Genomic DNA, 21,116 nt, shown 5'->3' on the forward strand with positions numbered 1-21,116 from the left:
GCCGACCGAGAGCACCGCGCGGTACACGGAAAGATCCTCGCCCGAATTTGACTCTTGACCAAATATACTAAGTTGGTCATTCTTCCATGTGAAGGGCGAACGGGTGCCGGGTGACGGTGAGCCGGCGTCCGGGACGGCCGTAGAACGAGGAGGCGCCGTGATGAACCACCAGGGCCGGATCCCGGCCGTGCTACCGCTGGGAGACTCCATCGCCGACCTCGACCGTGTGGGCGGCAAGGGCGCCTCCCTGGCCAGGCTGATGCGGGCCGGTGTCGCCGTCCCGCCCGGATTCTGTGTGACCACCGACGCCTACACGCGCTTCGTCGAAGGCGCGGGGCTGAGCGCGTCGATCCTGGACGCCGTGGCCGAAGCCGATCCGGGGCAGCCGGAGGCTCTGCGGCGCACCGCCGAGTATGTCGCCGGGCTGTTCCGCGGCGTTGGGATGCCCGACGACCTTGCCCTGGAGATCCGCCGCGCCTACCGCGACCTCGGTACCGGGGATACAGCCGTGGCGGTACGCTCCTCGGCCACGGCCGAGGACCTGCCGGAGCACTCCTTCGCCGGCCAGCAGGAGACCTTCCTCAACATCCGCGGTGAGGAAGCGCTGCTGGAGGCGGTGCGCGACTGTTGGGCGTCGCTGTGGACGGCCCGTGCCATCGCCTACCGTGCCCGGGCCGGCATCGCGCACCGGCAGGTCCGCCTGGCCGTTGTGGTGCAGGAGCTGGTGGACGCGGACGCGGCCGGGGTGGTGTTCACCGCCGACCCGGTCACAGGGGCGCGGGAACGCATCACGGTCAATGCCGCCTGGGGTCTGGGCGAGGCCGTCGTCAGCGGTGCGGTCACCTCCGACACACTGGTCGTGGACCGGGGCACCGGACGCACCGTCGAGCGGCGCACAGGGGACAAGACGGTGATGACGGTGCGCCGACCCGGCGGCACGCAGGAGGAGCCGGTGCCCGATCGTCTGCGTCGCCGCGAGGTGCTCGACGAGGGCGAATCCGGGGAGTTGGTGCGCCAGTGCCTGCGCGTGGAGAAACTGTACGGCGCGCCGGTGGACATCGAGTGGGCCCGGCACGAGGGGCGGCTGGCCATCCTGCAGGCCAGGCCGATCACCACGGCAGCGGCCCCGGCCGACAGCCTGGAACCCGAGGACCGGAACGACTCACTGGAGGGCGACTTCCTGTGGACCAGCGCCAACGTCGGCGAGGCGGTGCCCAGCGTGATGACGCCCATCTCCTGGGCGATGTTCAAGCGCTACGTGCAGGTGATCAAGCCGCTGGACCGCGTGCGCGGGATCACGCAGTTCGGCAACATCGGTGGGAGGTTGTACATGAACCTCTCCGTATTCACGCTGTACGGGCAGAAGGTGGAGCAGTTCAGCGAGCAGATCACCGGGAAGTTGCCCGAGGACGTGGAGATCCCGCCCATGCCCGATCGGCGCCGACTCCTGCTCCGTGCGCTGCCGGTAGTGCTTTCCACCACGTTCGGCTTCTTGTGGCAAGCCCGCCGATCGCAGGAACTCATGAGACGGATGCCGGCGCGCCTCGCCGCGGCACGGCGGAGCATCCGAGCCGCCCGGAGCCCCGCCGAGCTGGCCGCGATCTGGGCTCGCGAGATCGACCCGACGCTGGTTCACGCCGCACGGTCCTGCGCCGTAGGGGCCCTGAAGGGCGGTCTGGCCTTGGCCACGTTCCGCCCATGGCTGCGCAAACAGGGGGTCAGCGAGGCCGACGTCAACGCGCTGAGCAGCGGGGCCGGCGAGGACGAGGACTTCGGCGGTCCGATGGCGAGCCTCGGACCGATGGTGGGGCTGGCCCAACTCGCCCGTGGAGAGATCGACCGGGAGACCTTCGGCGAGCGGTGGGGGCACCGGTGCCCGGACGAGTTCGAACTGTCGGTGCCCCGACCTGCCGAGGACCCGGAGTGGCTGGACCNGATGGGCGAGGCCGTGACTCAGGTCGACGACCTGTTGGAACGCCAGCGCTACGCCCGTGACGAGGCCCTGGCCCGCTTCGCCGAGCGCCACCCGGACAAACTGAGGAAGCTGCGCCGCCGGATGGCCGCCGCTGCGCAGTCGTTCTGGTACTGCGAAGCCGGGCGTTCGGAGTGGGTCCGCTCGGTGCGGGTCCAACGCGGATTCGTGTTGCGGGCGGGCGAGCTCACCGGCCATGGTGAGGACCTGTTCTTCCTGAACATCGAGGAGATCCTCGCCGTGCTCCGCGGTGATGGAACCCCGCTGGCGCGCGTTCCCGCCCGCCGCGCGGCCTACGAGCGCTACCGTGCGCTGCCGGCCTACCCGGCCTTCATCCGCGGCCGATTCGACCCGGAACGCTGGGCCGCCGACCCGAACCGCCGGGTCGACGTCTACGACGAGTTCCGCGACCTCGCCCCCGCCGGAGAGGAGATTCGCGGCGCACCCGGCGCGGCGGGCGTGGTGGATGCCACGGCGCGGGTCGTCGGCTCGCCCGAGGAGGGCGAAGCCCTGAAGCCCGGGGAGATCCTGGTGACCAGCGTGACGAATGTCGGCTGGACGCCGCTGTTCCCCAGGGCGGCGGCCGTGGTCACCGACGTGGGAGCCCCGCTGTCGCACGCCGCGATCGTCGCCCGTGAGCTCGGTATCCCGGCCGTGGTGGGCTGTGGTGACGCGACCACCCGCCTGGCCACCGGTGACCGGGTCCGGGTGGACGGTGCCCAGGGCACCGTGGAGGTCGTCTCCTCCGCCGATGCGATGGCGGCAGAAAGCGGGTAGGGACGGCGGCCACCGCTCCGCCACCGCCGTGTCCGCCCGGGGCGGCTCACACCCCGGGCCGGACCTCGTGCCTAGTGGGCGACCCAGACGTACCAGTCGTCGGTGACGTGCTCGTAGATCTTGGAGTCCTGGCCGGGCACGAACACCCCGGTCGGGATCTCCTCGTTGCTGCGGGCGAGCCCGGCCGGAGAGAAGAGCCCGGCGCCCTCGACCTCGTAGTGGGTGATGTCGTCCTTCACCGAGACGCTGTGCAGCCGGTACATGCCGGTGGTCTCGCCGTTGCGAGGGATGGTCGTGGAGTCGTCGAGCTCTTCGCGCAGTTCGGTGAGAGCCTCGGCCGAGGCCTGCACCCGCATCTGCAGGGGGATGTCGGCCACGGCCACACCGATGGCGACAGCGGCGATCAGCGGGGCGGAGATCCAGCGCAGCCAGTAGAAGCGGATCATCGGTCGGGCGACCGCGAGGGCGATGCCCAGGCGCAGCGCACCCATGCCAGCCAGCAGGAGGCCGACGATGAGTCCGAACAGGAAGGTGGGCAGGTGGCCGCCGGGCACGCTGTCCTCGAAGAGCAGAACGACGCCGACCACGGCGCACGCCGGGATGTAGAGCCGTCCGGGCGGGCGCGAGGCCCAGCTGATGAGCCGCTCCCCGAACGTGGGCTTGTCGGAGAGCTCCATCAGTTTGGCCACGGACCCTTCAGGGGTCGGGCCGGACTCTTCGGCGGACATGGCACACCCCCAGGCGGATCCGTGTCGTCGGGACGCACCCGTACAGGGGCCCGGGCCTGGGCTCGTGGGAGGTGCGTCGGAGTTCGTCAGGGCCGACGGAACTCGGCCTGCCCCACAGGATAGAGCAGTGGCGGTGCGTGTTCGGGGCGACGGCGGGAAACAGGGGATGTATCGGGGCGCGGGGCGGTCCGGTCGTGTTGTCCGGTCCGTTCCGGCTCGCGAGGGGGAGGACCTAGTACGAGGTGGTCCCACGACCACCGTCCCGGCCCGGCCGCCATGAGCAGGCACACCGCCACGACCAGCGCACTCGTGCTCCAAGCGGCGAACGGAGCGAACCCGGTGCCGTCCGGAGCCAGGTGTCCGAGCAGTACGGCCACTGCGAGCAGTGGCCCGGACACCCATGTGAGCAGGCCCACGGCGAAGGCTATGGAAGTGGCCACGAGCAGTGCCGGAAGGACGGGGGCGGTCGAGCCGAGCGGGGCGAGCGCAGTGCCCGATGCGAGCTCCGAGAGTTCGCTCTCGCGTCCGCGCAGCCCCAACGCATGGGTGGTGAAGGCCCAGCCGACGCCGATCCGGGTCAGGAGGGCGACGGCGTCGTACAGGCGGCCCTGGCCGCGTAGGAAAGGGGGTCGCCTCCGGGCGTGTGCGGCTGGCATGTCGCCACTCCTGGAACATCGGTCGGTCCTGACAAGCGGAAACTACCGAAAGTAAAGAGCATGACTCAGAGTGTTCAACGGCGAGTCGTGATCCCGTCGCCGTCCCGGGCTCCGTTCCCGGCCGGTTCGGCCACGGGCGCTCCGGCGCTTAGGCTGGACCACGTGCCGACGACACCTCGAGAACCAACACCCGCGCCCACCTTCGACCTGGAGGACGAGCTGCGCAGCGGCGGCGCGCGCGTGATCGCCGGGGTCGACGAGGTCGGACGCGGGGCCTGGGCCGGCCCCGTCCTCGTCTGCGCCGCGGTCTCCGGGCACTCCGGCCGGGTCCCCGAGGGTCTCACCGACTCCAAGAAACTCACCCCCGCACGGCGTGCCGAGATCGCAGGCCTCACCGGCCCCTGGGTCGCCGACCACGCCTTCGGTTGGTCAGCGCCGTCCGAGATCGACGAGGTCGGGATGACCGAGGCGCTGCGCCGGGCCGCCCACCGCGCCCTCGAAGGGCTCACCGAACGTCCCGACGCGGTCGTTCTGGACGGCCACCACGACTACATCGGCAGCCCCTGGACCGTGCGCACCCAGGTCAAGGGCGACCTGACCTGTGTGAACGTGGCCGCTGCCGCGGTCCTGGCCAAGGTCGCCCGCGACACCCACATGGCCGAGCTCGCCGAGGACCACCCGGGCTTCGGCTTCGAACGGGCCGCCGGGTACCCCTCGCCGACCCACCGCGCGACGCTGGCCGAGGAAGGCCCGACCCCGCACCACCGTATGAGCTGGTCCTACCTGGACGCCCTGCCCGAGTGGCGGCATCTGCGCCGGGTGCGGGCCGAAGTGGACGGCCAGATCCCCCTGCTCTGACCTGCGACACGTCGGGAGCGGACGCGACACGCCGTCCCGCGCTGGACATACGACCCCGGTTGGGGCAAGGCTGGCCTGGAGAAGCCCCGGGCGCGGCCCCGCCCCCCGCCCTCCACCGCCCCGAACGGGGCCAACGGCGTAGGATTCCCCTCCGACGCAGCCGGTCCGCCCGCCCCCGGTCCGGCCGACCGCCCACTGACCCCCAGCAGGAAGGGGCACGGATGACGCGAGAGCCGCGCCCGGCCACCGCGGCGCAGCCCGTACCGACCTCGCGGTTGGACCGCCTGCGTCAGCGCTACCACGCCCTTCCGCTGAGCAGACGCCTGGTCGCCGCGCTCGTACTCTGCTTCTGCGCCTCCCTGCTCGCGCTCGTGGCCGGCCTCCCCGTGCTGAACTCGCTCATGGCCGTGGTCGTCGTGCTCGTGGCCTTCCACGCCCTCATGCGGTCGACGGATGCCTTCATCACCGTCCTGGTGTCGGTGTTGTGGCTGGTCCTCGCCTCGCTGCTCTTCCAGATCCCCCTCGGCGGCAGCCCCCTGACACTGCTGCTACTGCCCGTGCCTGTCCTGGTCGTGCTCGTGGCCGGGCGCGTGCGCGAGTACCCCGTCTGGCACACCACGACCCTGTCCCTGACCGCGGGTCTGATCGCCGGGTTCTCCCTCGCACTGCTGTGGATGATCGTGCGCGGGCTCAGCGGCAGCGCCGACGGCCCCTTCCCGGCCTGGTGGCCCATCGCGCTGGTCCACCTCGCAGCGGGTGCGTGCCTGTTGTGGCGTCTGACCTCTGCACGGCAGGTCGAGCGCGAGGCCGCCGAGGCCCGGGACAAGCGCGAGGCCGAACGCCCGGCCCCCGTGTCCGGGACCGAGGGCGGGGAACGCCGTAGGACACGGGAACGGGCCGACGCACCGCCCGTGAACCAGGGCGAGGGCCCCGCAGCACCCGCCTCCGACGACGAGCCGGTCCCCGTGGACCAGGCCCTGGCCGAACTCGAGGACATGATCGGCCTGGACCCGGTCAAACAGCAGGTCCGCGGACTGGCGGCCTCCATCGAGGCGGCCCGGCTGCGCGCCGACGCCGGTTTCCCCGTCGAGCGGCCGCTGCGCCACCTGGTCTTCTCCGGCCCGCCCGGTACCGGCAAGACCAGCGTGGCCCGCACCCTCGCCACGGTCTTCCATTCCTTCGGTCTGCTGCCCTCGGCCCGGGTGGTGGAGGCCCAGCGTGCCGACCTGGTGGGGGAGTACCTGGGCGCGACCGCCATCAAGACCAACGAACTGGTCGACAGCGCATTGGGTGGGGTGCTCTTCATCGACGAGGCCTACTCCCTGGTCAACGAGGGCGACGGCCAGAGCGACCGGTTCGGCAACGAGGCCGTCCAGACCCTGCTCAAGCGGGCCGAGGACGACCGCGACCAGCTCGTGGTGATCCTGGCCGGGTACGCGGACGAGATGGACGCATTCCTGTCGACCAACCCCGGCCTGGCCTCGCGCTTCTCGACCCGTATCACGTTCCCGAGCTACTCGGCGGACGAGCTCTTCCGCATCTCGCAAGCTCTGGTGCGCCGCCGCGGGGACACCTTGGAGAGCGGGGCGGCCAGGGCGCTTCGCCGCGGGTTCGACCAGGCGGTCAGGCGCGAGGTCGTCGACGAGCTCGGCAACGGCCGCTTCGCTCGCTCGGTCGTCGAGAAGGCCGCCCAGGCCCGCGACGTCCGTGTGGTCACTTCGGGTGTGGAGGACGGCTCCCCGGCCCCTCGACCCGAGGCCGAGGAGCTCATCACCGTGCGTGCGGCCGACGTGCGCACTGCCTACACAGAGCTCACCGCGCACCTGGCCGGGTTCGGGGAGTCGCCCGACGTCGAGGAGGCGTTGGCCGAGTTGGACGGCATGATCGGCCTGGAACCGGTCAAGCGCCAGGTCCGTTCGATCGTGGCGCAGCTGCGGGTGGCTACTCTGCGCGAAGAACAGGGCCTGGCCAACCAGCCGCCGATGCGCCACTTCGTCTTCACAGGTCCCCCCGGCACCGGCAAGACCACCGTGGCCCGGGTGCTGGGCCGGGTCTTCTCCGCGCTCGGGCTGCTCGGCAAGTCCGACGTGGTCGAGGCCCAGCGCGCCGACCTGGTGGGCGAGCACCTGGGTGCCACAGCGCTCAAGACCAACAAGCTCGTCGACCGGGCGCTGGGTGGGGTGCTCTTCATCGACGAGGCCTACTCCCTGGTCAATCCGGGATACAGCGGTGGGGACGCGTTCGGCCAGGAGGCGATCCAGACCCTGCTCAAGCGGGCCGAGGACGACCGGTCCCGACTGGTGGTGGTGCTGGCGGGCTACCCGGCGGAGATGGAACGCTTCTTGGGCTCCAATTCCGGTCTGGCCTCCCGTTTCGACGTGCGGGTGGGCTTTCCGTCGTACAGCCCGGACGAGCTCACCGAGATCGCCGAAACGGTGGCGGCCAGGACCGGGGACACCTTCGACGAGGACGCCCTGGTCGATCTGCACAGCATCTTCGGGCACGTGTGCGAGGCCGGGCTCATCGACCAGCTCGGCAACGGCCGGTTCGCCCGTTCCCTGTTCGAGAAGGCGTGCTCCAGCCGGGACCTGCGGGTCTCGCAGGAGATCGGGGAGTCGGCGACCGCGGCCGACCTCACCCGCCTGACCAGCGCAGACGTGCGTCTGGCGTACGGCGAGGTCACCCAGACCGGCTGATCGGTGGCGAGGCAGGTGCTACCGGCGGTAATGTCCGCGGGAGCGCCTGTTGACGTGCTGCTATGGTCCCCCCATGACGAGCGCGACATCCCCGAACCCCGAGCCCCCGATCGCCCAGGCGCTGATTCTCGCCGGGGGTCAGGCGACCCGCCTGCGGCCCTACACCGACACCCGGCCCAAGGCCATGGTCGAGGTGGCCGGACGCCCGATCATCGATCATCAGCTGGAATGGCTCCCCCCCCCCCGNAAGGCGGAGGTACTGCGCGACCATCTCGAGGCCCGCAGCGAGGGTCCCGAGATCACTCTGCTGGTCGAGGACGAACCGCTGGGCCGAGGTGGCGCCCTGCGCTACGCGGCCACCGGGCTGCGCGACGCCGAGTCCCCCTACTTCGCGCTCAACGGCGACGTGCTCACCTGGTTCGACCTCACGGAGCTGACCGCGCACCACCGCGCGAAGGGTGGCCTGGCCACCCTCGCGCTCGCCCGGTTCCGTACCACCTGGGGCGTGGTCGACATCGATGACGAGGACCGCGTCGAAGGCTTCACCCAGAGCCCTCTGCTGCCCGTGTGGATCAACGCCGGCGTGTACCTGTTCGAACCCGGTATCACCCCGCTGCTGCCGGCCAAGGGCGACCACGAGTCCTCGACCTTCCCCGAACTGGCCGGTGAAGGGAAGCTGACCGCCTACCGCATCGACGGGTTCTGGCGCGGCGTCGACACGGCCAAGGACGTCAAGGAGGCGGGCGAGGAGATCGCCGCTCTGCGCTCCACCGTCTGATCGCCTCCGCCGTCCCGCCGCCCCGTGACGGCCGGCGGGGCGGTGGATATGGTCTGCTTCGTGACGAAAGACGGTTTCATCCTCCCCAGTGCCCCCAATTTCCGCGACCTCGGTGGCCACCGGACCGAGAGCGGGCGCACCGTCCGCCCGGGCCTGCTGTTCCGTTCCGATGCGCTGCACTCGATCTCCGAGGAGGATCTGCCCACCTTCAACGGCTTGGGCATCCGCCAGCTGATCGACCTGCGCACCGGCCACGAGCGCGAGAACCTGCCCGACATCGTGCCCGAGGGCGCCGAGTACGCCGTCGTCGGTGTACAGGATCCGGAGAAGGCCGGCGCCAACTTCTCCCGCATGCTCACCGACCCTGAAGCCGCACGGGCGATGTTCGGCAACGGGGGCGCATCCCGGTTCATGGACGGTGTCTACCGCGACCTCGTGCACGACACCGAGGCGTTGGCCGGCTACCGAGACCTGGTCGAACGCTCCGCCAAGGGGCCGACCGCGCTGGTCTTCCACTGCAGCGCGGGCAAGGACCGCACAGGATGGGGTGCGGCCCTGATCCTGGGCCTGCTGGGTGTGGAACGCTCCGTGGTCGTCGGGGACTACCTGGAGAGCAATGCCCGCCAGGCGAACACAGACAAGTGGTTGCGCCTGCTGTCCGAGCACAGTGGCCTGGACTGGGATGAGGTCGTCCCCATGGCCCGGGTGCGTGCCGAGTACCTGCACACCACATTCGACGAGATCGATGCCGTCTACGGGTCCTTCGACACCTACGTCTCCGACGGGCTGGGCGTGAGCGGGGCGACCCTGGAGGCCCTGCGCGAACGCATGCTGGCCTGATGCCGGACACCGGGGGCGGAGTCAGAGGAAATCGAGCCTGCGCCGCAGCTCGCTCTCGCTCGTGGCCGACCCCAGCACCTCGTCGAGCGCCTTGAGCACCGTGGTGCGGTCCACGCCCCGGTCGAGCATGCGGCGCGCGGCCGCCCACAGGTTGGGTGGTCGCCCGTGCCAGAGCCGCACCGCCAGCCGTTCGTGCCGGTCGAGCAGGCGCTCGCGCTCGGGGTCGTGCCCGGTCACCGGCCGGTACCAGTGGTCGCGGCCGCTGGAGTGCCGTCCGCTGTGCGGGGTCGTGGCGTCGTACTCGCCGAAGTGGTCGAGCCGGAGCAGCGCCCTGCGGCCGGCAGAGGTGTCGGGGTCGAACTCCTCCGGCGCCCAGGCCACGAGCTCGCTGGCCATGAGCGGGAACGCGAACATACGCCGGGCGAGCGCCGCGAAGTCCCCGTCGGGCAGCAGTCGGCGCACCGCCTCCTGGCGCAGCCCCAGCGGCCGGGCCGGGTCGCGGTAGGTACGGGCGAAGGCGGCGGTGGACTCCCATACCGCATCCAGGGTCGCGCCGACCGCCACCTGCGGCAGCCCGTTGCGGGTACCCGCCCAGCGCACCCAGGCGGCCAGCACGTGGGGCATGGCCTCCTGCTCCTCGGGCAGCAGCACCACACGACCGGGCAGCCAGTGCAGCAGGAACGACTCCACCTTGCGCGGGCTCACCCGGAGGGGGCGGCCGCTGTCGATGTCGCACCCGTGGGTGATGATGTGGTCCGTGCAGCGGCTCGCGGCGTAGGAGTCCGAGAGCTCGGCGGCCTCGTCGGAGGCCAGGAATCGGGCGGCCAGCACCGCACGCCTGTCGCGCCGCCACACCGGTACGGGCGGAGGTGCGCCGCAGGCCGGCTCGGGCAGGCGCCGGATGCGGGCGTTGGCGAGTGCGAAGTGCGCCGCCAGCGACCCCCCGGTGAGGTCCGAGGCGGTCAACCCCACGGCCTGGGGGACCGGGGCCTCCGAACGGTCGGCACCCGAGACCACCTGTTCGGTGCGGTGCAGGGCCCGTTCGAGCACGCCGCGTGCCTCGGTCGGCTCGATCCCCTCGAATCGTGCGAAGTCGTCGGTCCGGGCGCGCTCCCGGCACTGCTTCAGCAGGGTCTCGACCTGCGTCGTGATCCAGGCGTCGCGCAGCACGCCACCACCGTTGTGGTCCTGTACCAGGATCAGTGCGTGCTCGGGCTCGGCCTGGCCCGACCCGCGTTCGCTCTCGCGTCCGAAGACCAGCACGACCTCGTCGATGTCGCCGAACCGGTCGCCGTTGACGTAGGCGGACAGGGGAGTGACCCACCCCAGTTGGGTGGCCCATCCCGGGCCGGTGAGGCCCCGCTCGCGCAGGACGATGACGCCCTGTTCGGCCAGAGCGCGCTGGGTGTCGTTGGTGCCCAGCGCCGTCACCGCGGCGAGCACGCCCAGGCCCTCGGGGCGGTCGGAGGCGGTGGCGTGGGCGATGAGGCCTTCGCCGATCAGGCGGTCGACGTCGACGCCGGGCAGGCGCTCACCCCACCAGCTGCCGAGCAGCTTGCTGAAGGAGATCTCGGCGTCGAGGGGGTGCCGCATGGCCAGGAGTGCCCTGGCTGCGCGGAGCATCTGCTCGAAGACTGCGGTGGGGACGGGTTCGGGTCCTGGGGGTGAGGGAGGCGTTGCGGAGGGCACCACCCGAGGGTATGCCAGAGATTACGATGGGGCGTCGCAGTCGCAGAGCCTGTGGACAATCGCAGGGGGAGAGCTCCGGGCGCGTCACCCGCCTGATGGGGAGCCGTCTTCGGACACACGTCGAGGGCACGCGGTCCGCGTCGGAACAGCGTGCCCTTCGTGCTCGGTGTCGTCTCAGCGCGGCCCCGGGATCGTGTGCCGGCCGGTGAACAGGTCTCCCGCGTGCGGGGTCCTGTGCTCCGGCCGTGACGGGGGGACGGAGTTGACCATCGCTTCCAGGTGCTCGCGCGCGACCCGCTCCACGAGGTCCGGCGTGACCGGGACCCCGAGGTGTTCGGCGCATTTCCACGTGTCGCTGACGCAGCGCTCCACCCGTCGGTGGGACAGCGCGCTGAACTCGTCGTGGAGCCGCGCCGAGATCCGGCTCAGATCCTGGACCGGGAAGGTCTGGAGCATTCTCGCTCAACCCCTAGCTGAAGATGGTCTGGACGGTGACCTCCACCCATTCCACTTGTTCTCGAACGACTGTCAACCCCCGCTGCCGCCCGTGCCTGATAAAACCTCGGGTACCGCCCGTTTACCCGAACATCTCCGTCTCCGCAGGTCAAAGCCGAAAAATGGACAATCCGGGCATATAACGGAACTGTTTCGGCGTGTACTCTGCAAACCACCTGAGAACCCGGCGAACCGGAAAGCACAGGAAAGCACGCCGCTGGAGGAACGGTCCGGCCACCACCGTCGGACCGTTCGGTGGCTTACCATTTACGTTCCGCGTCCGTGGCCCTGCCCCGCCCGCGACGGGCGTTGCGTGAGCATCCGTGTGTCTTATGCTTGGGCGGTGACAGCGGCCGAGAGGAGTCGTGGAGAGTGACTCCCGAAGGTCGCGGAGCCCCCGACCGCATCCGGTTCCGCGCCTTCCACGGCACCGGCCGGTGGGCGCCCACGGGCCGACAGGGGTCACGCGGTCCAGACAGAAACCCCCACGAAACACCGATGGGGAATCGAAGGGTTCCGGAGGTGTCCAGCACGTGAGCGCCGAGACATCGATTCCGCCACCGCGAATCGACCAGGCGGAACTTCCCGACGCTGTGACGTCACTGTTGACGGATTCGCCGGTCGGTTTCGCGCTCCTCGGCCCGGACGACACGTTCGGCACCATAAACAAGCGCATGGCCGACCTCCTGGGCCGCACCCCTGCCCAGTGTCTCGGGCGCGCCCCGACCGCCCTGCTCGAGGAGGCCGAGGAACCCGGCCACGCCGCTGCTTACCGCGACTCCCTCACATCAGCGCGCGAGAACGGCCGAGCCGTGCGCGACCGCCACCACACCCGGGACGATCAGGTGTGGGACCTGACCTGGTTCCCCGTCACCGAACCCCGCTCCGGGGACCGTCACGTCGCCCTCATCGCGGCCCGCGACCACGACGGTGCCGTCGCCGAGCGCGAAGAGCAGCGCCTGCGCGCTCTGCTGGAGGCAGGTAACCAGATCGTGTGGACCGCGGGTCCGGGAGGGGAGTTCCGCGAGGACTGCCCCCGTTGGCGCGCCATCACCGGACAGGAGGTCGACGCCTTCCTCGGTCACGGCTGGCTCGACGCACTCCACCCCGACGACCGCTGCCGCGTCGAACGCGCGTGGGGCGACGCGGTCCTGGACGTGACCCCCTTCGACGCCATGTTCCGCCTGCGCACGCGCTCGGGCGGATACGACCACTTCCGCGCTCGGGCTCACCCGATCATGGAGGGCGCAGAGACCGCCGAGTGGGTCGGGACCCTCGTCGACATCACCACCGAACGCGAGGCCCTCGAACTGCGCCAGCGGCTCAATCAACAGCTGAGCGAGGCAGCGATGCGCACGGCCCGGCTGCAGAAGGCCACTTCCGACCTGGCCGAGGCGCTCACCGCCGACGAGGTCGTGCACGCCATGGCCGACATCGGGCGTTCGGGTGTGGGGGCCCACCACACCTCCGTGGTCCTGCTGGACCGCGACCGTTCCCGCCTGCGCGTCATGGCTGCCGGGCAGGGGCACGACCTGCCGCGCCGGGCCTTCTCCCTCAACCATCCCGACGTGGCCGCGCTGGCGGTGGCCGACGGCCGCACCGTGCTCGCCGACGGTCCGGGCTGCCTGCGCGAGCTCCTGGAGGAGGCCCCGGAGGTCGACGAGCTCGTCGAGTCCACGCCCGAACGCGCCTGGGCGGCCCTTCCGATGATGGTCGGCGGCCGCCCGATCGGTGCCCTGCGCTTCGCCTTCTCCGCGCAGCGCGAGGTCGGCGAGGAGGAGCGTGTCTTCCTCGAGGCCCTGGCCGGGCAGTGCGCGCTGGCCATCGGACGGGCCATGCTCTACGAACGCGAACACGGAACTGCCGAGGAGCTCCAGCGCAGCCTGTTGCCCGAGGAGCTCCCCGAAGTGGAAGGCGTGCACCTGACCGCCTTCTACCGTTCCGGGTCGCAGCACGTGCAAGTGGGCGGCGACTGGTACGACGCCTTCCCGCTGCCCGACGGGCGTGTGGCCGGGGTCCTGGGCGACGTCATGGGCAAGGGCATCCCGGCCGCCGCCGGTATGAGCCGGATCCGCAACGCGCTGCGGGCGCTGGCCTTCTCCATGCCCGAACCCGCGGACGTGCTCACCGGATTGGACCGCATGTTCGCGGGCACAGAGGGAATGGACCAAGTGACAACACTGGTCTACTTCGTTCTCGACCCGGTGACGGGACAGCTCGAACTCAGCAACGCCGGACACCTTCCGCCGCTGCTGGTCGGCAACGCGGGTCCCTCCTTGCTGGAGACCGACCCCGACACACCACTGGGGATCAGCTCGGAGCGGGGTCACCACAAATTCTTCGTGCAACCCGGTAACACCGTGGCCCTGTACTCCGATGGACTGGTCGAGAACCGCAAAAGGTCCGTCGACGCCGGGTTGGGCGAACTCGTCCACGTGGCGTCGGAGGCTCCGCCGGAGGTCGTGGGCGATCCACAGCAGATGCTGGAGTACCTTGTGGAGAGGATGCTCGAAGGGTATGAGCAGGACGATGACGTCACGCTGCTCGCTGTTCAACTTCCGGTGATCGATTCGGCGCCGGAGCGGTAGACCGTACGAACAAGTCCAATGTCTTGCCTACAGTGAAGAAGCCGTTCCACCCCGCCACGCGGGGATGAATCCCGGCTTCCCCGCCCAGTGGGGGATCCCAGGCCGCAGGTGGGAGAGGGTGACGCGCCCGGTTCCGGCCAGGCGGGCCACCGGGTCCGAAGTCTCGCCACACGTCCGTTCGAGAGGTGTTTGTGTCATCTGCCAGTTCGACTCGCTCGAAGCAGTCGGAGTCACTGCAAGAGCCCGTCATTCAGCAGCTGATCGAGCGTGGGCGGTCCCAGGGCTTCCTTGAGCCCGAGGACGTGCGCCGTGCCTTCGAAGAGGCCGAAATCCCCATGTCCCAGGCGCAGTCCGTGCTCCGGAGCCTTGCCAAGGAGGGCGTGACGGTCCTCGTCCCCGAGTCGGCCTCCTCCCGTCGCAAGGCTTCCTCGCGGCGCAAGTCGGCCTCCACCACTCGTTCGGCTCCCGCTGCTGAGCGCCCGGCCGCACAGCCGGCCGCGGCCAAGCCCGCCGCCAAGCCCGCCAAGCCCGCGCGTGCTGCCGCTGCGCAGGAGCAGCCCGAGACGGTCACCGCCGTCGTGGACTCCTCCGACGAGGAGCAGCCCGAGGAGAAGGCGTCCGACAAGAAGGCGGAGGCCAAGAAGCCGGCTGCGAAGAAGACGGACGCTGCCAAGACCACCGACACCAACAAGGCCGCCACCGGAGCCAAGAAGACGGCGACGGCGTCCAAGAAGACCGCGTCCACCAAGAAGTCGGCCAAGAAGGACCTCGAGCTGGCCCCGGCCGGCGAGTTCGCCGACGAGGACATGGACGACCTCGAGCACACCGGCGCCGAGCTGGAGCTGGTCGAGGACCCGGCCGAGACCGAGAAGCAGCCGGTCAAGCCGGAGGCCGTGGGCGCCCCGACCAAGCCTGCCAACGAGGACGAGTCCTTCGTCCTCTACGACGATGACGACGACGCCCCCGCCGCCCAGGTGGTCGCGGCCGGCGCGACCGCCGACCCGGTCAAGGACTACCTGAAGCAGATCGGCAAGGTGCCCCTCCTCAACGCCGAGCAGGAGGTCGAGCTCGCCAAGCGCATCGAGGCAGGCCTGTTCGCCGAGGAGAAGCTCGCCGAGGAGAGCGACGGCCTCACCTTCGAACTGCGCGACGAGCTGGATTGGATCGCCGAGGACGGCGGCCGCGCCAAGAAGCACCTGCTCGAGGCCAACCTGCGCCTGGTCGTCTCGCTGGCCAAGCGTTACACGGGCCGCGGAATGCTGTTCCTGGACCTCATCCAGGAGGGCAATCTCGGTCTGATCCGTGCGGTCGAGAAGTTCGACTACACCAAGGGCTTCAAGTTCTCGACCTACGCGACGTGGTGGATCCGCCAGGCCATCACCCGCGCCATGGCCGACCAGGCCCGCACCATCCGTATCCCGGTGCACATGGTCGAGGTCATCAACAAGCTGGCCCGCGTCCAGCGCCAGATGCTCCAGGACCTGGGCCGCGAGCCCACCCCGGAGGAGCTGGCGAAGGAACTCGACATGACCCCTGAGAAGGTCGTCGAGGTGCAGAAGTACGGCCGTGAGCCGATCTCCCTGCACACCCCGCTGGGCGAGGACGGTGACAGCGAGTTCGGTGACCTCATCGAGGACTCCGAGGCGATCCAGCCCGGTGAGGCGGTCAGCTTCACGCTCCTGCAGGAGCAGCTGCACTCGGTGCTGGACACGCTGTCCGAGCGCGAGGCCGGCGTCGTGTCGATGCGCTTCGGTCTCACCGACGGCCAGCCCAAGACTTTAGACGAGATCGGCAAGGTCTACGGGGTCACCCGCGAGCGCATCCGGCAGATCGAGAGCAAGACGATGTCGAAGCTCCGTCACCCGTCGCGTTCGCAGGTGCTCCGGGACTACCTGGACTAGGACCCGGCCGGTCCGCAGGTAGGAAGTCAGACCGAAGAAGGCCTGGACCGATGCGCCGCCCCGACCCCTCGGGGCGGCGCATCGTCGCGTCGAGGGGTCGACGTCCGCGCGCGGGTGTGGCGACCAGTCAACGTTGATCCCCGCGGGCACGGAGCCCGTGCACCGAACTGCGTCTTCATCCGACGCGCAACATGTTGCCGCAGGTGTTGTAGGTGCGACATAAAGTTGCGATACCGGGTCGTATCGTCACTCTGGGTGCTCAAGCGTGTGCGATCCCGGTGGTGGCGCCTTGACATGCCTTGGGCCCGCAGAGGCAGCATGGGGGCATGATCGTAGCGTTCTCCGTAGCACCGGAAGGTAACGACGAGTCTCTCGCGCCGGCTGTGGCCCGTGCGGTCCGGGTGGTGCGCGAGAGCGGACTGCCAAACGAGACCTCGGCGATGTTCACTACCGTCGAAGGCGAGTGGGACGAGGTCATGGACGTGGTCAAGCGGGCCACCGATGCCGCAGGCGAAGGCGCGTCACGTGTCTCGCTCACCATCAAGGCCGACATCCGGGAGGGCGTCAGCGACGCTCTGCACGGCAAGGTCGACGCGGTCGAGCGCGAGCTCGGCAACGGCTGAGAACCGGCCGGTGGGCCCGGCCGGGGGCGACGCGTCAGTCGTGTACGACGACGTCGAGCCGTCCCTGGTCGAGTTCCACCCTGTATCCCAGATCGCGCAGCGCCCCGGTGAGCTCCTCAGGGGTACGCGCGTCCACGTTCTCCAGGAGCAGTGAACGGGCGATGTCGCCCCGGGTCGCCTTGGCCATGTGGCTGACCACCGACCTCTTGGTCCGGCCGTCCACCACACGTTCGCGCAGTACTCGCACGGGCAGGGCAGCCCTGCTCTTGTACGCGGCGGCGTAGGCCGAGGAACGGCAGTCGACCAGCAGGTGGTCTTCGGTGAACGCCTCCAATTCCTTCTTCGCCTCCCGGCGCCAGTACGCTGCCAGCCCGCCCAGCGGCGGCAGCTTGACCCCCATGGACAGCCGGTACGGGGGCAGTCGGTCGGCCGGGCCCACCGCGCCCCACAGCCCTGAGAAGATCAGGATGCGATCGGTGCGGGGGAGGTCGCCCAGCCCCAGGCGGTCGTAGAGCACACCGGTGTAGAGCTGGTCGGTGCGCAGCGTCGGCGCGGTCGCCAGTGACAGGTTCCGCTTCAGGGCGTCCGCCTGAGTGGGGGACAGGCCCAGGGTCCGGCGGGCCTCCTCCTCCGGCCCCGAGCACACTTCGGCGAGCGCCGCCATGACCTCCTCGCGCGCGGGTCGCAGGTCCGGGAGGGTCAGGGAATCGAGGTCGAGCGGGGGTCCGTCGCCGTCGGTGGCCTTCCCCTCGGAGGGTGGCAGAAGGACGAGCATGGCGGCTCCAGGTGACGGTGGGGCTGGCGATCGAACCCATGGTAGGCCCCGCTAGGATCACGGCTCCCCGAACGTGAGGAGGCCGACATGCACACGTGGGCACGCCGGGTGGCCGCGGACTGGCCGGCACTGGAGACCCTCGAACGCGGCGGATGGCGCCTGGGCTGGGGTGACGGGGTCACCAAACGCGCCAACTGCGCGCTGGTCCTGGACCCCGGCGCCGACGTCGACGAGGTCACACGGTTCTACCGCGGGCACGGACTCGACCCGTGCGTGCAGCTGTGGCCGGGGGAGGAAGGGGTCGACGCGCGGCTGGCCCAGGCGGGCTACCGGAGTGTGGAACCCACGCTCGTGCTCGACCGCGGGCTCGGCGAGCGTCCCGAGGGGCCGGGCACGACGGAGATCGGGGCGAGGGCGACAGCGCAGTGGTCGGCCCTGACGTCGGGGTCCGAACACCAGGTCCGCGGGGTCGAACGCATCCTCGGGCAGGTCGAAGCGGGATACGGGGTCGCGCCCGGAGGGCAGGGGCGCGGCTGTGTCGTCCTGGACGGGGAATCCGCCGCGATCTGTTCCATGGTCACCGCGCCCGATTCCCGAGGCCGGGGTGTGGGGCGGGGCGTGCTCGCAGACCTGATGGCCTGGGCCCACGACAAGGGCGCACGCAGTGTGTACCTGTGTGTGGTCGAGGAGAACGCCCCTGCACTGGGGCTGTACGAGAGGTTCGGGTTCGCGCGGGTGAGCCGGTACCACAACCGCGTCCTGGGATGAATGGTTCTCCGGGTCGGTTGCCGGCCGGTCGTGGACGACGGGAAGGACCCGGAACAGTCGTGGGCGGCGACCCGACGAGGCCGCCGCCCACGCAAGCATGTTCTGTTGTGTCGTTCCGGGCCACGGGGTTACCCGCAACCGCGTCGTGGCTAACGCTCGTCCGTGGCGTTGTTGCTCTCGTGGAGCTTGTCGGTCTCGTCCTGGATGTCCGAGGCGATCTTGCGGATCGAGTCGTCGTGCTTGCGCATGTGGTGAGCGCAGAACAGCAGCTCGCCACCGGAGTTCAGCAGGACCCGGACATACGCCTGTGCACCACAGCGGTCGCAACGGTCAGCAGCCGTCAGCGGCTGGGGGGGGGGAAGGGTTCCAGTCACTTCGCCATCCTCAATACTCGGCGTTAGTCACCTCTGACAACATCTAACCCGGCGCGGACGTTCCCAACCTGATCCCGTGTACGCCGACAGCGGAATCCGCCAGGAAGATTCCCTTTCGTCCTGTTTCGGGGGCAATGTCACCGCGCGTCGGCCCTTGCCATCTGTGTACCCCTCGTGGTGCTTCCACATCCCCGGAAAACAGGAGCTTCCCGGTCAGCGGCCAGCGGCCCTCGGGCGGGAAGGTGGTAGCCTCACGCAAGGCAGGACCGCCGACCGACCGCGCGGAACACTCGTTGCCGCCGCGGACCCCTCGGCGGACGCACACCGCCGGCAGCTTCCCTCCCTCCGCCCCTACCGTGTGAGGGATCACCCGCCTTCGGCGTGGCCCGCCCCTCGATCAGTCAGTGCGGCGCGGTACAAAGGGCACGCACCGCCACTGGAGCCCGATGGCCCTCAAGACGCAGGAGATGTCCGAGTGACCGCCTTGACCGCAGCCGTCCACGACCCCGAGGACTATTCCGCCCGGCACCTGTCGGTCCTCGAAGGTCTTGAGGCGGTGCGCAAACGGCCGGGCATGTACATCGGGTCCACCGACAGCCGCGGCCTCACCCACTGCATGTGGGAGATCATCGACAACTCCGTCGACGAAGCGCTGGGCAACTACTGCTCCCGCATCGACGTCACCCTCCACGCCGACGGTTCCGTCTCCGTGGCCGACGACGGCCGCGGGATCCCGGTGGATGCCGAACCCAAGTCCGGCCTGTCGGGTGTCGAACTCGTCATGACCAAGCTCCACGCGGGCGGCAAGTTCGGCTCCGGCTCCTACAACGCCTCCGGAGGTCTGCACGGTGTGGGCGCCTCCGTGGTCAACGCCCTCTCGGCCCGCCTCGACGTCGAGGTCGACCGCCAGGGCCACACCCACGCACTCAGCTTCCGCCGCGGTATCGCCGGACGTTTCGCCGGGGACGGGCCCGACGCCGAGTTCACCCCGGGCTCAGGCCTGGAGCAGGTGCGAAAGGTCGCCAAGAAGACCACCGGCACGCGCATCCGTTTCTGGCCCGACACGCAGATCTTCCTCAAGGAAGCCGACATCGCGCGCGAGTCGCTGCTCGACCGCGCGCGCCAGACCGCTTTCCTCATCCCGGGCCTGAGCATCGCCGTGCGCGACGAGCGCGCCGACGGCGAGGCCGCCTACGAGGAGGAGTTCCGCTTCGACGGCGGCATCAGCGAGTTCTGCACCTACCTGGCGGCCGACGAGGCCGTCAGTGACGTGCTGCGCGTCCAGGGCAGCGGCAAGTTCAACGAGACCGTGCCGGTACTGGACGACGAGGGCCACATGGTTCCCACCGACGTCGAGCGCCGCCTGGACGTGGACATCGCCCTGCGTTGGGGCAGCGGCTACGACACCACGGTTCGCTCCTTCGTCAACGTGATCGCCACCCCCAAGGGCGGCACCCACCTCAACGGGTTCGAACGCGCCCTCGTGCGGGTGATCAACGACCAGTTGCGAGCCACCAAGCTCCTCAAGAACAGCGACGACCCCGTCACCAAGGACGACACCCAGGAGGGCCTGACCGCGGTCGTGACCGTGCGCCTTCCCGAGCCGCAGTTCGAGGGCCAGACCAAGGAGATCTTGGGGACCTCCGCTGCGGCGCGCATCGTCTCCCAGATCATGGACAAGCACCTCAAGGACTGGCTGACCTCCACCAAGCGTGTGGAGAAGGCCAAGGCCCGCACGGTGCTGGAGAAGGTCGCCGGTGCCGCCAAGGCCCGGCTGGCCGCCCGCCAGCAGCGAGAGACACAGCGGCGCAAGAACGCCCTGGAGAGCTCGGCGCTGCCGGCCAAGCTGGTGGACTGCCGCAGCGAGGGCCTGGAACGCAGCGAACTCTTCATCGTCGAGGGCGACTCGGCGCTGGGTACCGCCAAGCTGGCGCGCGACTCCGAGTTCCAGGCGCTCCTTCCGATCCGGGGCAAGATCCTCAACGTGCAGAAGTCGTCCGTGGCGGACATGCTCAAGAACGCCGAGTGCGCTGCGATCCTGCAGGTGGTCGGGGCCGGGTCCGGGCGCACCTTCGACATCGACGCCGCACGGTACGGCCGTATCATCCTCATGGCCGACGCAGACGTCGACGGCGCTCACATCCGGTGTCTGCTGCTCACCCTCGTGTACCGCTACATGCGCCCCATGCTGGAGGCCGGTCGGGTGTACGCGGCGGTTCCGCCGCTGCACCGCATCGAGCTGACCAATACCAAGCGCAAGCGGGGCGCCAAGAAGGAAGACCGCTACATCTACACCTACTCCGATGCGGAGCTGGAGCGCACTCTGCTCGACCTGGAGAAGCGCGGCATCTCCTGGAAGGAGCCCGTGCAGCGGTACAAGGGTCTTGGCGAGATGGACGCCGATCAGCTCGCCGAGACCACCATGGACCCGCGCCACCGCACTCTGCGCCGGATCCAGGTGGAGCAGGCCGAGGAGGCGGCGTCCGTGTTCAACCTGCTCATGGGTAACGAGGTGGCCCCCCGGCGCCGCTTCATCCAGGACGGCGCGCAGGAGCTCGACACGGCGCGCATCGACGCGTAGAAGGCACCGGATGCCCC

At 70.0% G+C, this 21,116-nt stretch carries 16 protein-coding genes; 10 read left to right on the top strand and 6 right to left on the bottom strand.

Annotation, left to right across the window (positions count from 1 at the left end):
- The first annotated feature begins 160 nt into the window (after positions 1-160).
- Entirely contained in the window at positions 161-2,749 is a 2,589-nt protein-coding gene (locus D474_RS27745; RefSeq protein ID WP_017612549.1) for a PEP/pyruvate-binding domain-containing protein, read from the top strand.
- Positions 2,750-2,820: 71 nt separating this feature from the next.
- On the opposite strand, the gene D474_RS0105280 is transcribed toward D474_RS27745, so the two are convergent.
- Both D474_RS0105280 and D474_RS0105285 read right to left on the bottom strand, forming a co-directional pair.
- Positions 2,821-3,477: a hypothetical protein gene (locus D474_RS0105280; RefSeq protein ID WP_017612550.1), complete on the bottom strand. Its 657-nt coding sequence runs from the start codon at positions 3,475-3,477 to the stop codon at positions 2,821-2,823.
- An 86-nt stretch (positions 3,478-3,563) separates the two neighbouring features.
- Entirely contained in the window at positions 3,564-4,133 is a 570-nt protein-coding gene (locus D474_RS0105285; protein WP_017612551.1) for a DoxX family protein, read from the bottom strand.
- A 162-nt stretch (positions 4,134-4,295) separates the two neighbouring features.
- On the opposite strand from D474_RS0105285, the gene D474_RS0105290 reads away from it, so the two are divergent.
- From D474_RS0105290 to D474_RS0105305, 4 genes are all read left to right on the top strand, one after another.
- Positions 4,296-4,991 (top strand): ribonuclease HII, encoded by a 696-nt coding sequence (locus D474_RS0105290; protein ID WP_017612552.1) that lies wholly within the window; start codon positions 4,296-4,298, stop codon positions 4,989-4,991.
- A gap of 221 nt (positions 4,992-5,212) precedes the next feature.
- Complete coding sequence (locus D474_RS0105295) at positions 5,213-7,687, top strand: AAA family ATPase (RefSeq protein WP_026118189.1); 2,475 nt, start codon at positions 5,213-5,215, stop codon at positions 7,685-7,687.
- Positions 7,688-7,760: 73 nt separating this feature from the next.
- Positions 7,761-8,465 (top strand): nucleotidyltransferase family protein, encoded by a 705-nt coding sequence (locus tag D474_RS0105300; protein ID WP_017612553.1) that lies wholly within the window; start codon positions 7,761-7,763, stop codon positions 8,463-8,465.
- Positions 8,466-8,513: 48 nt separating this feature from the next.
- Positions 8,514-9,305: a tyrosine-protein phosphatase gene (locus tag D474_RS0105305; protein ID WP_017612554.1), complete on the top strand. Its 792-nt coding sequence runs from the start codon at positions 8,514-8,516 to the stop codon at positions 9,303-9,305.
- A gap of 21 nt (positions 9,306-9,326) precedes the next feature.
- Here the strand turns inward: D474_RS0105305 and D474_RS0105310 are convergent, their stop codons facing one another.
- Both D474_RS0105310 and D474_RS0105315 read right to left on the bottom strand, forming a co-directional pair.
- Positions 9,327-10,928 carry a hypothetical protein gene (locus D474_RS0105310; protein WP_017612555.1) on the bottom strand — a complete coding sequence of 534 codons (1,602 nt, stop codon included), beginning with the start codon at positions 10,926-10,928 and terminating at the stop codon, positions 9,327-9,329.
- A gap of 240 nt (positions 10,929-11,168) precedes the next feature.
- The gene (locus D474_RS0105315; RefSeq protein WP_017612556.1) at positions 11,169-11,450 is read right to left on the bottom strand and encodes a hypothetical protein; all 282 of its coding nucleotides are present in this window, start codon (positions 11,448-11,450) and stop codon (positions 11,169-11,171) included.
- A gap of 572 nt (positions 11,451-12,022) precedes the next feature.
- Here D474_RS0105315 and D474_RS0105320 point away from each other — a divergent pair.
- From D474_RS0105320 to D474_RS0105330, 3 genes are all read left to right on the top strand, one after another.
- Positions 12,023-14,077, top strand: coding sequence for a SpoIIE family protein phosphatase (locus D474_RS0105320; protein WP_026118191.1), 2,055 nt, complete (start codon positions 12,023-12,025; stop codon positions 14,075-14,077).
- A 248-nt stretch (positions 14,078-14,325) separates the two neighbouring features.
- Entirely contained in the window at positions 14,326-15,978 is a 1,653-nt protein-coding gene (locus tag D474_RS0105325; protein WP_083931740.1) for an RNA polymerase sigma factor, read from the top strand.
- A gap of 326 nt (positions 15,979-16,304) precedes the next feature.
- Entirely contained in the window at positions 16,305-16,601 is a 297-nt protein-coding gene (locus D474_RS0105330) for an MTH1187 family thiamine-binding protein (RefSeq protein WP_026118192.1), read from the top strand.
- Positions 16,602-16,635: 34 nt separating this feature from the next.
- On the opposite strand, the gene yaaA is transcribed toward D474_RS0105330, so the two are convergent.
- Complete coding sequence (gene yaaA / locus D474_RS0105335; RefSeq protein ID WP_017612560.1) at positions 16,636-17,376, bottom strand: peroxide stress protein YaaA; 741 nt, start codon at positions 17,374-17,376, stop codon at positions 16,636-16,638.
- An 87-nt stretch (positions 17,377-17,463) separates the two neighbouring features.
- On the opposite strand from yaaA, the gene D474_RS0105340 reads away from it, so the two are divergent.
- Positions 17,464-18,144 (top strand): GNAT family N-acetyltransferase, encoded by a 681-nt coding sequence (locus D474_RS0105340; protein WP_017612561.1) that lies wholly within the window; start codon positions 17,464-17,466, stop codon positions 18,142-18,144.
- A 149-nt stretch (positions 18,145-18,293) separates the two neighbouring features.
- Here the strand turns inward: D474_RS0105340 and D474_RS0105345 are convergent, their stop codons facing one another.
- Entirely contained in the window at positions 18,294-18,518 is a 225-nt protein-coding gene (locus D474_RS0105345; protein ID WP_017612562.1) for a DUF7455 domain-containing protein, read from the bottom strand.
- Between the two features lie 475 nt (positions 18,519-18,993).
- Between D474_RS0105345 and D474_RS0105350 the strand changes: the two genes are divergently transcribed.
- Positions 18,994-21,099, top strand: a complete 2,106-nt coding sequence (locus tag D474_RS0105350) for a DNA gyrase/topoisomerase IV subunit B (RefSeq protein WP_017612563.1) — start codon at positions 18,994-18,996, stop codon at positions 21,097-21,099.
- The last annotated feature ends 17 nt before the right edge of the window (positions 21,100-21,116 follow it).

Origin of the sequence: Nocardiopsis salina YIM 90010 (assembly GCF_000341025.1) — a bacterium.
In the GTDB taxonomy this organism is placed as follows: Bacteria; Actinomycetota; Actinomycetes; order Streptosporangiales; family Streptosporangiaceae; genus Nocardiopsis; species Nocardiopsis salina.